The following is a 13,656-nucleotide window of genomic DNA, read 5'->3' as shown; positions in this document are numbered from 1 at the left end:
ATTTTATGCCTGTGCTAAAGCCATTCGCGCGTCTTACTTAACATTGCAACCAACAATGCTGCGTCACTTATGCGCCGACTTTTACAAGGTTCGATTAGTAGTCAAAACCTTGCTGTGCCTTGATACCCGCTTCGAATGCGTGTTTCAACGGTTGTACTTCGCTGACAGTATCAGCCAGCTCGATAATCGCCCGATGACAAGCACGGCCCGTAATAATCACATGCTGCATGGGTGGACGATTTTTAAGTGCGCTAAGGACACGTTCCACATCTAAATAGTGATAGCTCACCATATAGGTGAGTTCATCGAGCATCACGCAATCTATGCTCTCATCTTGCAGCAGGGCTTCGGCGGCTTCCCAAGCGAGTACTGCGGCGGCGGTATCTTTTTCTTTATCTTGGGTTTCCCAGGTAAAACCTGTGCCCATTACATGAAACTCAACCCCTGCACCTTCGAGTAAATTACGCTCACCGCACTCCCAAGTGCCTTTGATAAATTGCACGACCGCGGCTTTTTTACCGTGACCGACGGCGCGGGCCACAGTGCCAAAACCTGAGGTCGATTTGCCTTTACCGTTACCGGTTAACACCAGCAGAATCCCCTTCTCCTCTTGGGCGGCGGCAATTTTAGCATCCACACCGGCTTTCACTTTTTGTTGGCGAGCCTTGTGGCGTTCGGCCTTGATTTGCGCTTGTTCGTTGTAGTTTTGTGCTGTCATGGTCTTCTCTTCACTCTGCTGCTAAAAATGTCTGCTTCTAAAACTTATGTTTCTAAAACTTATGTTTCTAAAACTTATGTTTCTAAAATTGGCTGTAATTTTTGCATGTCTAAATGCTCAGCTAACACATCGGCTAAACGATCGAGCTGCTGCTCACGTATTTGATTGATATCTATCGCCTTAGCATCGTTTAATCCCGCCCAGCGCAAAATCAACTGACACGCATCCGGGCTATCAAACAGCCCATGTAAATAAGTGCCAAGGATTTGCCCGTCATCACTTTGCAGGCCATCGGCAAAGCTCATAGATGTGGAATCAGGGATTAACTGCAAGGGCGCATTCGTTTGTTCAAGCCTAGGGATAAGATAGCTTGATTCACCGCAGTGGATTTCATAGCCCTTAACAGCAACCTTTTGCCCAAGTAACGTTAGCTCACCGCTCACTCGCCGTAACTGTTTTTCGGCTTTCAGTTCTGTGCTCAGCGGCAGGTAGCCAAGTCCTGCGGTATCACCCGCACTGTCTTCAATGCCTAAGGGATCGGCAATGCTTTGGCCTAACATTTGATAGCCGCCGCAAATGCCGAGCACTTTGCCGCCGTAACGCAGGTGTGTGGCGATATCTTTATCCCAGCCTTGCTGGCGTAAAAAGGCTAAATCGGCGCGCACATTCTTACTACCGGGTAAGATCAATACATCGGCAGCGGGCAAATGAGTCGCGTGACTCGCGGCTTGGGTTTGCAACGACACATAATCAAAATCAATATCGGGATGCAGCCGCAGCGGATCAAAATCCGTGTGATTACTGATCCTCGGGTACACTAATACCCGCACTTTTAAGCGGCTGTTAGCGCCTTTGGTCGGCGAGCTTATCAGCGCATCTTCGGCATCGAGATGTAAATCATGCAGATAAGGCAACACACCTAAAACAGGCTTTTGAGTATAAGCTTCAAGCCAATCGAGCCCTGATTGCAGCAGGCTAATATCGCCACGGAAACGGTTGATCACAAAGCCCTTTACCCGCGCCTGTTCGGATTCTGATAACAAGGCCAAGGTCCCGACCAAATGGGCAAATACGCCACCCTTATCGATATCAGCAATGATAATCACAGGACAACCCACGGCTTCGGCAAATCCCATGTTGGCAATATCACCTTCGCGCAGATTGATCTCCGCCGGACTGCCCGCGCCTTCCACCACTATGGTTTGATACTGGGCCGTCAATCGCTCGAAGGATTCCAGCACAGCGCCAAGCGCCATTGCCTTGTAATCCTTAGATTTAGGCCCAAAAAAGGCCGAGGCTTCGAGTGTTGTCAGGGCTTTGCCATGAACGATAATTTGCGCGCCCGTGTCCGAGCTTGGTTTAAGCAGTATGGGATTAAAATCGGTATGGGGCTCAAGATAACAGGCCACGGCTTGCAAGGCCTGTGCGCGGCCAATCTCGCCGCCATCGACAGTAACAGCGCTATTGAGCGCCATATTTTGCGGCTTAAAGGGCGCAACCTTAATCCCCTGACGGGCGAGCAAACGACAAATGCCTGCGACTAAGGTGCTCTTGCCCGCATCCGATGTAGTGCCCTGCACCATCAAGACTGCCGCGCGCCGAGGTGAATTAACCGCAGGCGTATTAATTGCGGGCGTATTAACTACAGTAGTGTCAGCGGTATCGAGTGCATTAGCACAGGCTGTGTTGTCTGTGTTTGGAGAGGACATAGGTTTAAAAGGCTTATTCTAGTTTGCAGTCATTAACATAACAGCTCAGTCTAAAAATCACTTAAGTATGCAACTTAAGCTTAAAACGTGGACTGAGCCCAAAGTCTAAAGTGGTTTCAATGCTAAGGGTAAACCAGCGACCACTAAGGTGACATTATCCGCTAAGGTCGCCACGGCTTGATTTAACCAGCCCGCTTCATCGACAAATTGTCGGCTCAACTCACCTAAGGGTACTATGCCAGAACCGACTTCGTTACTGATCAAAATCACCACTCCCTCAAGCTCGACGAGGGAATCCACAAAAGCGGTTTTCTCGGCCTGCCAACTCGCATGAGCTTTATCGTCAGAGGTTGAAGTGGCAGAGGGTGAAACGGCAAAGTCAGTCGCATTCCACTCAGTCGGCGCGGGTTCATCATCGATGTTAACGTTCGATGCAAGTAATTGATTCGTTAACCAAAGAGTTAAACAGTCTACTAAAATCACTCGCCCAGGTTTTGCTAACTGTTTTAACAGTGCAGTGAGGGCGAGCGACTCTTCAAACAATTGCCATTCGATACCATCGTCCGATCGTCCCGCTTGATGCTTGGCGATACGTGTCGCCATTTCATCATCTAGCGCCTGCGCCGTCGCCACATAGCAGGCATCGAAGCCAAGCGCAGTGTACTGACGCACTAAGGCTTCGCCGTAACGACTCTTACCGCTACGGGCGCCGCCTAGGACGAGGTGGATCACAGTATGTTACCCACAACGAGCAATACAAAATAACACACGATTTCAGATATTTGTTGCGCCGCGCCTAAGGTATCACCCGTGTAACCGCCAATCTGGCGTCTAAAGATCACTATGATCAAACGGCGCAGTCCTATCATCACCAATAGCAATGACAATGCCGCTAACCCCTTGAGGAATAACAGCACTAATACGCCGCTGGCGATCAGGATAAGCAGCTCATTAATGCCTTGATGTTGCGATAGCGGCTTAGACTTACTGGTCTCGTCATCGCGGACATATTTTTCACTAAAGATGATACTGGCTGATACCACACGGCTCACTGTGTGCGCGACGATAAGTGCAGAACCCGCGACTACAGGATCGTACAGGGCCAACTCGACTAACAACTGCCATTTCAGCAGCAGGGCCAACATCAGTGCCAGTGCGCCATAACTGCCAAGGCGCGAGTCTTTCATGATCCGCAGCTTGTCTTCAGCCGTCCAACCCCCGCCAAAACCGTCGAAGGTATCGGCGAGGCCATCCTCGTGGAATCCGCCCGTGAGCAAGACGCCAACCAACATAGCTAAAAGAACAGAAACGCCAGCGGGGAGCCAGTTCTGCGTCAGCCAAAACACTATGGCGCTTAACAAACCGACCAGAAGACCGACGAGACCGAAATAACGGCTGGCCTTATTCAACTTATCGCTATCGACTTCGACCCACTTAGGCATAGGAATGCGGGTAAAATAGCCCATGGCAACTAAAAATAAATCTATCTCTTTGTGCCAGCTTTCGCGTTCTGACATAAAGCATCCTTAGTGAATTCACACTTGCTGCAAGGTTTAAAATTAAAACGGTTGGCTAAAGGCTATTATTTTAAATAAGTAAAATAAGCGACTTAGCAGAGCACATCATACAACAGCCTCAATCCCCGCATCACTAAAACTCGCCATTTGATTGTAAAAATTTACTGAGGCTTGAATAAGCGGCAATGCCAACGCCGCCCCCGTACCTTCGCCTAATCTCAGCCCTAGGGATAATAAAGGTTTAGCCTGCAAAAATTCTAACATTCGCAGATGACCTTGCTCATCGGATTGATGGGCAAAAATCAAATAATCACGCACATTGGGGGCGATTTGCACTGCGACTAATGCCGCCGCTGTCGCGATAAAACCGTCCACGACCACCAGCATTTTACGTTCGGCGGCGGCTAACATAGCCCCCGTCATCTGCACAATTTCAAAGCCTCCTAGGCAAGCTAACACTGACTTAGGCCCAGTTAAAGCGCTTTGATGCAGCAATAACGCGAGCTCAATCAGCATCAGTTTACGTTCTAAGGTTTCGCTATTAATGCCAGTACCACGGCCAACGCAATCAATCACATCCAGCTGCATAATCGCCGCCATAATGGCCGCAGCAGAGGAGGTATTGCCTATGCCCATTTCACCAAAGGCGACTAAGTTACAACCCGCTTGATGGTGACGCTCAATCAAATCGCGCGCCATAGCAAAGCCTTTATCGACGGTTTCCAACGTCATCGCGGGTTCTAAATGGATTGCCCCCGTTCCAGCGCCAAGACGTTGATCGATAATACCTTCAACTCCTTCAACTGGCGTTAACATACCGCAATCGATCACTTCGAGCTTAAAGCCCACCTGCCGACAAAAAACGTTAATCGCCGCGCCGCCATGGGCAAAGTTTTGCACCATTTGGTGAGTCACTTCGCTAGGGGCAATCGACACGCCTTCTGCGGCAATGCCATGATCCCCCGCAAACACTAACATAGTTGGATGGACTATTTTGAGCACATCCGTTTGTGGCTGCTCCGTTTTTTGCAAATCAGTCGTTTGCACGCGGGCAATCTGCAAGGCTAAGGATTCGAGCTGACCTAAGGCGCCGGGCGGCTTAGTCTTAAGATCAATTTTCTGCAGAATCACCAGATCCTGCGCTTTACTCACAAGGCTTATTTGAAAAGACACGGCTGACTGAGACATCCACACTCCACTTTGTAATCTACATTAAATAACCACAACGCATCCCGCGTCTATGACGAACATGTCCAATTGTGCATTTCCAATCGCGGGTGGGATATCAACAGAAATACTGATTATCCCGTCAGTCTGCACTTACGGCATGACTCAAAGATGACGACTTAACTCTGGGTTTACGTCCTGACTAGGTGACTACGGCATGACCTTGTATTTACGGCATGACTCTACGCTTACGTAAAATCAGCAAAAAGAACATGCTACCTATGGCGGCCGTGATAATGCCCACGGGCAACTCTTGATTACCCAATAAACAGCGCGCTAATACATCAATCCACACCATAAATAATCCGCCCACCAGCGCCGTTAATAAAATCGGCTGACGACCGGGAAACAGCATGCGTACTGTGTGGGGGATCATTAACCCGACAAAACCGATACCGCCGCATGTAGCCACCAAAATAGCGGTAATCAAGGAGCAGAGCAGCAACATATTGAGCCGCAGCTTAGGCACATTCACCCCTAAGGTATGCGCCGTTTCATCCCCCGCCTGCAACGCCATGATCTGCCGTTTCATGCCTAAAATAATGAATAAACTCGCACCAATCACCAGTGTCGGCAGTACTAACAAGGACCAACTGGCCTTAGCGAAACTGCCTAAACTCCAAAACAGCACAGAGGCTGTCGCCTGCGGACTGGCGAAATACAGCAGCAGACTCGTTAATGCGCCGAACATAAAGGAGGTCGCCACACCAGAGAGCAACATGCGCTCCACTTGGCTATTGAGCCCAAGCCCAGACAAAGCAAGCACTATCAGTACCGACAAACTGGCGCCAATAAAAGCGCCCAAGGGCAAGCTAAACCAAAGCAAACCAGACAAGGCGCCCGAACCGCTAAAAAGCCCAGAATGTGCCGCCATGCCCGCATTATCAAAAAATCCAGAGCCAGTGAATAAGGTCAACATCACCACAGCACCAAAGGACGCGCCAGAGCTAATGCCAAACAAATAGGGATCGGCGAGCGGATTGCGAGTCACGGTTTGCAACACACTGCCCGCCAGTGACAAACCCGCACCCGCCACAAAAGCCAGTAAAATGCGCGGTAGCCTGAGCTCCATCACAATGCGCTCAGTCATGCCATTGGCTTGAGTGAGGTTCGTCGCCTTATTGATAAACACTTGAATAACATCAGTAAAACTGATGTTCGCCGCACCAAAACTCGTCGCGGCAATAGGCGTTATCAAAGTGATGATACCTAATACGAGCAGCATCAGTTGTTGTCTCGTCAACGGTGTCACGATACGCCCCAAATATGAGATGAAATATTGTTTACTCCCCTGAGTCATCCACCCTCGCCTCGCTCGTTCAGGCCATGATCTACATGGTGGTAACCATAAAAATAGCTGATTAAGGGCTTTTTATGTTGTGGATGGGGCGATACCTGAGCACACACGCCAAACACATCGCCAATTCGCGCCTCGGTTAATACTTCGGTTGGCGTCCCCATAGCGCTGACTTCCCCGTTATGGATCAACAACAAACTATCGCACAGGGCACTGGCTAAATTAAGATCATGAATTGAGGCAATCACGCTAATCCCAAGACTACGCACCAATTCGAGGATTTGAATTTGATAGCGCACATCGAGGTGGTTCGTTGGCTCATCGAGGATTAAAAGTTGCGGCTGCTGCACTATGGCGCGGGCAATCAAGGCGCGTTGCTTTTCACCGCCGGATAAGTGCTCATATTGTTGGTGCATCTTATGGCTCAAGCCAACTTTCTCTAAAGCCTTAGCAATACGCTCAGTATCACAGCTCGAATTGGTATCAAACATGCCCTTGTGGGGCGTTAAGCCCATGCTGACCAATTGCTCTGTGGTGAGGTCAAAATAGTGCGGTGTATCCTGCTGCACTACGGCGACGCGACAGGCAAACGCCTTGGGCGACAAGCGCTCAATATCTTGATCAAAAAGGGTAATTTTGCCCTGAGTCGGGCGAACAAACCGATACAAACAGCGCAGCAAACTGGACTTGCCCGCACCGTTAGGGCCAATCAACCCCAGCATCTGCCCCATTGGCAGCGTAAAGTTAATATCGGAAAGTATGGTTTTGCCATCGATACACCAGCTCAAATGACTCACATTGAGCGCGACTGACGGGCTCAATGATGGGTTAGTGTCATTCACGGGGCTATTAGTTTGGATTGCGGAAAGTTTCACCTAAGCGGCGCTCCTATCGAGTCCAAACCTGTATAAAAAAGGTTGTGCATATTGTCATCTGCTCCCTCGAGTCACCCGCTCGAGAACTAAGGCTGCACGCAGCGATAACAGAAATAGGCAGGTCTCCTGACTCGTAGGGAAGAAGATTCGAGATCTTTTTCACTACTCACAGTTGCGGGCACAGTTCGGGCTGACTGACGAGCAGTTCCCCGATTCCCTATTATGTTTGGGTTGATATGCTCTTTGTTAACAACGCCACTGTGAATTAAAACAACGGAGCGATTCGAACAAAGAGAGTCTATTCCCAACACCTATTTCTGCGACGTTATCACTCATTGCGCATGTAATACGCTATCTGGTTCAAACGTCAGGGAAAAGCATTATCCTACATCTATACCATTAGGCAATGCTGTTTAAATCAGAATATTTTCATGTCAGCTTATTCTCGCCAAACGATCACGCCTACATGATAGCGCCGAGATAGTGAAATAAGGCCTCAACACCTGCGCCCACTAGGCCAATCTAAACGCCAATAGCAGACACCCTGTTCATCTTGCAGCACATTAATGCTCACCACGGCCGCCACGGGTAAATCGAGTTGACTATAAAACCCCACCGCCCGTTCAACCCCTAGGGCACGCGCCATTAAGTGACGGATCACCCCGCCGTGGGTCACGACCCACACTTGAGTGGCTGGCATATTGTCAGCGGTTTCATTAACGGCACTGTTTTCATTACCCATTTTATGTGAGTCAAGGGTCAATCGTTCAAACTCGGCGGCGAGTATCTGGTCAATCGTCCCATTCACCCGCGACTCAAAACTTGCCATAGTTTCACCATTAGGCAGCGGAGTTTGCCAAGGGTTTTGCCAATACGCAGCTAAGCGTTCGCCCTCTTGTTGATACAGTTCATCGAGCCGACAACCGTCCCAATCACCAAAATCAATTTCCTGTAAACCCGACAAACACTGCGCCTGCAATGGCCTTGACTCAGATATCAGTGCCGCCGTCGAATGCAACTCGGCGGCAAAAGCGTGGGCAAAATCGGCGCAGCGGCGTGAAATCGAGCTATAAATCGCGCTACACACGCTGGCCTGTGACTCAACTGCTGCCGACATTTGTTGCCAACCCTTTTTACTCAAAGGCACATCCACACGACCCCGCAAAATAGCGCCGCCTTCACACTCACCGTGGCGTAACAATAACAACCGAACTTGTTTCATATATGCCTTTTTAGTTAGGGACTAGATGCTAGGAACTCAAGCCAAGTGCCTAAATTCTTGATTCTCGATTCTCGCTCCTAATGCCTTTGACTTTCATCTTGCCCTGACAATCATAAGTCGCGTATTATGGACGTCTATACGTTTAAATGTCCAAAGCAAATTTTTAAGAACAAGTATTCAAAAAATGTCGGCAGACGACAATAAAATGCACTTAGCATAACAATGGCCGATTTTTGGACTTAACTTAGCTGTATTTAAGGTAATTATTTATGACGATACCCTCAACCAAAGCCAGCCAAATATTAGCAGACATTCGCAAACAGCTTGCAGAGCGCATTCTGATCTTAGACGGTGCCATGGGCACTATGATCCAAGGCTACAAGCTGGAAGAAGAGGACTATCGCGGCGAACGCTTTAAAGATTGGCATACGGATGTCAAAGGTAACAACGACCTCTTGGTCTTGTCACAACCTCACATCATCAAACAAATTCACACCGACTACTTAAACGCCGGTGCCGACATCATTGAAACCAACACCTTTAACGCCACCACCATCGCCATGGCCGACTACGACATGCAGTCGCTGTCCGCCGAAATTAACTTAGTCGGCGCGCGCCTCGCCCGTGAAGCTTGTGATGAAGCCTTTGCTGCCACAGGCATTCCACGCTACGTCGCCGGTGTGTTAGGCCCCACTAACCGTACGTGTTCGATTAGCCCTGATGTGAACGACCCAGGCTATCGCAACGTCAGCTTCGATGAGTTAGTGACTGCTTACAAAGAATCCACTAAGGCGCTGATTGAGGGCGGCGCGGATATCATTATGGTCGAGACCATATTTGATACCTTAAATGCCAAAGCCGCACTGTTTGCGATTGAATCGGTATTTGATGACTTATTTGGTCAGCATTCTAAAGACAGATTGCCGATCATGATTTCGGGCACCATTACCGATGCCTCTGGCCGCACACTGACTGGCCAAACGACCGAAGCCTTTTACAATTCCCTTCGCCATATCAAGCCCTTATCTATCGGTCTTAACTGTGCACTTGGGCCAAAAGAATTACGCCCCTATGTGGAAGAATTATCCCGCATCAGTGAGTGTTATGTGTCGGCGCATCCGAATGCAGGCCTGCCGAACGAGTTTGGCGGTTACGATGAAACCCCAGAGGACATGGCGAACGTGATCGAAGATTGGGCGCGCGAAGGCATGCTTAATATTATCGGGGGTTGTTGTGGTAGTACGCCTGAACATATCCGCGTGATCCGCGAAGCGGTGAGCCGTCACGATCCACGTATTTTGCCAGACATTCCGGTCGCTTGCCGCTTGGCCGGTTTGGAACCACTGACTATCGACGCCCAATCCCTGTTCGTTAACGTGGGTGAGCGCACCAACGTCACAGGTTCGGCCAAGTTTTTAAAGTTGATCAAAGAAGGCAAGTTTGAGCAAGCGCTCGATGTCGCCCGCGAGCAGGTCGAAAGCGGCGCGCAAATCATCGACATCAACATGGACGAAGGCATGCTCGATGGCGCCGAGATCATGCACAAGTTTTTAAACTTGATTGCCTCTGAGCCCGACATCAGCCGCGTACCTATTATGATCGACTCCTCTAAGTGGGAAGTGATCGAAGCTGGCCTCAAATGTATTCAAGGCAAGGGCATAGTTAACTCGATTTCCCTCAAAGAAGGCGAAGCCAAGTTTATTGATCAAGCCACCTTAGTGAAACGCTACGGCGCGGCGGCCATTATCATGGCATTCGACGAGCAAGGTCAGGCCGACACTAAGGCGCGTAAAATCGAAATCTGTACCCGCGCCTACCGCGTGTTGGTCGATAAAGTCGGCTTTCCGCCAGAAGACATCATCTTCGACCCGAATATTTTCGCCATCTCCACTGGTATCGATGAACACGACAACTATGCAGTCGATTTTATTGATGCCATTAAAGCGATTAAAGCCACCCTGCCCCACGCGATGATTTCGGGCGGCGTATCGAACGTGTCGTTCTCGTTCCGCGGTAACAACCCAGTGCGCGAAGCAATTCACGCGGTATTCCTCTACCACGCCATCAAAGTCGGCATGGACATGGGCATTGTCAACGCGGGTCAGTTAGCCATTTACGACGATATCGATCCTGAGCTTAAAGTGCGGGTCGAAAACGTGGTGCTTAACTTGCCCTGCCCAGTGGAAGGCTCGAGCAATACTGAGCAGTTACTTGAAATCGCAGAGAAATTCCGCGGTGATGGCGCGCAGGTGGGCAAGAAAGAAGATTTAGAATGGCGCAGCTGGCCAGTAAGCCAACGCTTATCCCATGCGCTCGTCAAAGGCATTACCGAATTTATCGATGAAGATACCGAAGCCGCCCGCCAAGAAGCGAAACGTCCACTGGATGTGATTGAAGGCGCCTTGATGGACGGCATGAACGTGGTCGGCGACTTGTTCGGCTCGGGCAAGATGTTCCTGCCGCAGGTGGTGAAATCGGCGCGGGTGATGAAAAAAGCCGTGGCTTACTTAAACCCTTATATCGAGCTAGAAAAGGTCGAAGGCCAATCGAATGGCAAGATTTTGATGGTGACAGTAAAAGGTGACGTGCACGATATCGGCAAGAATATCGTCGGCGTGGTGCTCGCCTGTAACGGTTTTGAGGTATTCGATTTAGGTGTGATGGTGTCGGTAGAGCGAATTCTCGACGCCGTGAAAGAACACAATATCGATATCATCGGCATGTCGGGCCTCATCACGCCGAGTCTGGACGAGATGGTGCATAACGTGAAAACCTTCCACCGTGAAGGCTTAACCATTCCGGCGATTATCGGCGGCGCCACTTGCTCGAAAATCCACACTGCGGTGAAGATTGCGCCCCATTATCCTCATGGCGCCATTTATATCGCCGATGCGTCCCGCGCCGTGCCTATGGTGAGTAAGCTCATCAACAACGAGACTCGCCAAGCGACCATAGACGAAACCTATGCCGAATACGACGACATGCGCACTAAGCGCCTATCCCAAGCCAAGCGCAAAGAGATAGTCTCACTCGAAGCGGCCCGTGAAAACCGCTGCCAACACGATTGGGCCAATTACACCCCGTTCACGCCAAACGTGCTCGGTCGCCAAGTGTTTGATAATTATCCGTTAGAAGATTTAGTCGAGCGTATCGACTGGACACCGTTTTTCCGCTCGTGGGAACTGCATGGCCATTACCCTGAAATCCTCACCGATAAAGTGGTCGGCGTCGAGGCGCAAAAGCTGTTCGCCGATGGTCAGGCCATGCTCAAACAAATCATCGAAGAAAAGTGGCTCACGGCGAAAGCCGTTATCGGCTTATTCCCTGCCAATACCGTCAATTACGACGACATTGAACTCTACACAGATGAGTCGCGCACCACAGTCGAAATGACCACACATCACCTGCGGATGCAGCTTGAGCGTGTCGGCAATGACAACTTCTGCCTATCCGACTTTGTTGCGCCAAAAGACTCAGGCGTCGCCGATTACATGGGCGGCTTTGCGGTGACCACAGGCCATGGCATAGACGAACATGTGGCACGTTTTGAAGCCAACCACGACGACTACAACGCCATCATGCTCAAATGCTTAGCCGACCGTTTGGCCGAAGCCTTTGCCGAGCGGATGCACGAACGGGTACGTAAAGAGTTTTGGGGTTATGCGGCCGATGAGCAGTTAAGCAACGAAGCCTTAATCCGCGAGAAATACAAAGGTATACGCCCCGCACCGGGCTACCCAGCTTGCCCAGACCACACAGAAAAAGGTTTGTTATGGGACTTGCTCAAGCCCGATGAAACCATCGACTTGAACATCACCGAAAGCTACGCCATGTTCCCCACAGCGGCAGTATCGGGCTGGTATTTCGCCCACCCGAAATCCCGCTACTTTGGCGTGAGTAATATCGGCCGCGATCAAGTGGAAGATTACGCGAAGCGCAAAGGGATGAGCATTGCGGAAACGGAGAAGTGGCTGGCGCCAGTGTTGGATTATGATCCTGAGTAGGGAGTGATCCTGAGTAATCATTGGTACTCATTAGTACCCAAGTTTCACTTGGGAGATTAGACAAATGCGCGATTAAGGGGCTGAGTCGTAGCCCCTTATTTTTAGTTTTAATGTCTAACTTTAAAATCAAAATAAAAAATCAAAATAAAAAATCAAAGTCGTGGAATTCCATTCCACACCAGGGCAAGAAGGGGATCAACAGCAATCCCCCTCTTGCATCTCCCCTTGCCGCCCCTAGCGAAGTTACATGCATTAGTTACCTGTCTCATACTCCAATAAAAATCGCCTAACGGCTCAGATGGCACATCCATGTGCCCCCGAGCCTGCGCCATCATCCATGATGTCACCACGGCATTTTTATCTGCGTATTTCGACAACTTCGCAGGGGGATCGGTGAACTTCTGTGGCATTAGAGTTAACTTTTCGCATTGAAAGAGTTATGCCAACTCCACACGCCTTATTGTCCTCAACTTACCAATTTATATAGTAGACTCAAGCTTATTATTGATACTTCTATAAACTAAATATAAGTGTATCAACTCAACCAAAGCTAAATTAACTATTACGACGGTGAAATATTGAAAATGACCCATAGCCCATAAGTTAAATAAAAAGAAAACTTCTATAAGTCGAAATTTAGACCATTTAAAGTAATTTGACGGATAATCTTTACCTATAAGCATAGGTAACAGTTTCAAATTAAAAGTGACTGCAATAGCAATATACACACAGAGCATGCTAAGTAACGAAAATAATAACTTGAAGCTAAAAATATTCATCTGCATAAAAATCGATTCAGACTTAAATTCAACTATAAAATCAACTGCAAGGCCGATAACAAGTGCTGAAGGATCCCCTCATAAATCAGCCATAGCATAGCCATATTTGAGCAACTGATTGGCGAATAATACCCAGGCCGCCAGCAATTCTTTCTCCGTGATTTGATAATCAGGCCGCCTGAGTACCTCCAATCCCAAGCGAATCGTTGAGAGTACCGTTCGATGCCCAATGGTATTGGCCTGAAAATGCTTATCCCAGCCCTGTTGCTGTGCGTGTAAACCAACTAGCCACAACAGGCATTGAACCA

The 13,656-nt window shown here is 49.2% G+C and carries 9 protein-coding genes, 1 pseudogene and 1 riboswitch; of the genes and pseudogenes, 1 reads left to right on the top strand and 9 read right to left on the bottom strand.

Translation table 11 applies throughout. The features are described from left to right. Positions 1-94: 94 nt before the first annotated feature. From cobO to L5M10_RS19400, 8 genes are all read right to left on the bottom strand, one after another. Entirely contained in the window at positions 95-718 is a 624-nt protein-coding gene (gene cobO, locus L5M10_RS19435; RefSeq protein ID WP_263148785.1) for a cob(I)yrinic acid a,c-diamide adenosyltransferase, read from the bottom strand. A gap of 74 nt (positions 719-792) precedes the next feature. Next, entirely contained in the window at positions 793-2,427 is a 1,635-nt protein-coding gene (locus L5M10_RS19430; RefSeq protein WP_263255762.1) for a cobyric acid synthase, read from the bottom strand. Between the two features lie 105 nt (positions 2,428-2,532). Next, on the bottom strand, positions 2,533-3,159 hold the full coding sequence (gene cobU, locus L5M10_RS19425) for a bifunctional adenosylcobinamide kinase/adenosylcobinamide-phosphate guanylyltransferase (protein ID WP_263148783.1): 627 nt from the start codon (positions 3,157-3,159) through the stop codon (positions 2,533-2,535). Next, positions 3,156-3,944 carry an adenosylcobinamide-GDP ribazoletransferase gene (locus L5M10_RS19420; RefSeq protein ID WP_028759425.1) on the bottom strand — a complete coding sequence of 263 codons (789 nt, stop codon included), beginning with the start codon at positions 3,942-3,944 and terminating at the stop codon, positions 3,156-3,158. Before L5M10_RS19420 ends, cobU begins: the two co-directional genes overlap by 4 nt. Positions 3,945-4,049: 105 nt before the next feature. Further along, positions 4,050-5,132: a nicotinate-nucleotide--dimethylbenzimidazole phosphoribosyltransferase gene (gene cobT, locus L5M10_RS19415; RefSeq protein WP_263148782.1), complete on the bottom strand. Its 1,083-nt coding sequence runs from the start codon at positions 5,130-5,132 to the stop codon at positions 4,050-4,052. A gap of 208 nt (positions 5,133-5,340) precedes the next feature. Beyond that, entirely contained in the window at positions 5,341-6,471 is a 1,131-nt protein-coding gene (locus L5M10_RS19410) for a FecCD family ABC transporter permease (protein WP_105251612.1), read from the bottom strand. Next, positions 6,468-7,343, bottom strand: a complete 876-nt coding sequence (locus L5M10_RS19405; protein WP_263148780.1) for an ABC transporter ATP-binding protein — start codon at positions 7,341-7,343, stop codon at positions 6,468-6,470. The genes L5M10_RS19410 and L5M10_RS19405 overlap by 4 nt, the downstream gene beginning before the upstream one ends. Positions 7,344-7,441: 98 nt before the next feature. Then, a riboswitch (cobalamin riboswitch) is annotated at positions 7,442-7,618 on the bottom strand. A 221-nt stretch (positions 7,619-7,839) separates the two neighbouring features. Next, entirely contained in the window at positions 7,840-8,565 is a 726-nt protein-coding gene (locus L5M10_RS19400; protein WP_263148779.1) for a histidine phosphatase family protein, read from the bottom strand. 269 nt (positions 8,566-8,834) lie between these two features. Between L5M10_RS19400 and metH the strand changes: the two genes are divergently transcribed. Then, positions 8,835-12,569 (top strand): methionine synthase, encoded by a 3,735-nt coding sequence (gene metH, locus L5M10_RS19395; RefSeq protein ID WP_263255761.1) that lies wholly within the window; start codon positions 8,835-8,837, stop codon positions 12,567-12,569. Between the two features lie 857 nt (positions 12,570-13,426). On the opposite strand, the pseudogene L5M10_RS19390 reads toward metH, so the two are convergent. After that, positions 13,427-13,656 (bottom strand): annotated as a pseudogene (locus L5M10_RS19390) (IS4 family transposase); the annotation flags it as partial.

This window comes from Shewanella sp. SM32, from assembly GCF_025654235.1.
Taxonomy (GTDB): Bacteria; Pseudomonadota; Gammaproteobacteria; order Enterobacterales; family Shewanellaceae; genus Shewanella; species Shewanella oncorhynchi.
Note: the sequence above shows the minus strand (reverse complement) of the source record. Positions and strands in the feature narration are given on the sequence as shown.

Excerpts from the sequence above, each read along its gene's own strand:
- cobT (WP_263148782.1), bottom strand. The coding sequence starts at position 5,132 with ATGTCTCAGTCAGCCGTGTCTTTTCAAATAAGCCTTGTGAGTAAAGCG.
- L5M10_RS19430 (WP_263255762.1), bottom strand. The coding sequence starts at position 2,427 with ATGTCCTCTCCAAACACAGACAACACAGCCTGTGCTAATGCACTCGAT.
- metH (WP_263255761.1), top strand. The coding sequence starts at position 8,835 with ATGACGATACCCTCAACCAAAGCCAGCCAAATATTAGCAGACATTCGC.
- L5M10_RS19400 (WP_263148779.1), bottom strand. The coding sequence starts at position 8,565 with ATGAAACAAGTTCGGTTGTTATTGTTACGCCACGGTGAGTGTGAAGGC.
- cobO (WP_263148785.1), bottom strand. The coding sequence starts at position 718 with ATGACAGCACAAAACTACAACGAACAAGCGCAAATCAAGGCCGAACGC.
- L5M10_RS19410 (WP_105251612.1), bottom strand. The coding sequence starts at position 6,471 with ATGACTCAGGGGAGTAAACAATATTTCATCTCATATTTGGGGCGTATC.
- L5M10_RS19420 (WP_028759425.1), bottom strand. The coding sequence starts at position 3,944 with ATGTCAGAACGCGAAAGCTGGCACAAAGAGATAGATTTATTTTTAGTT.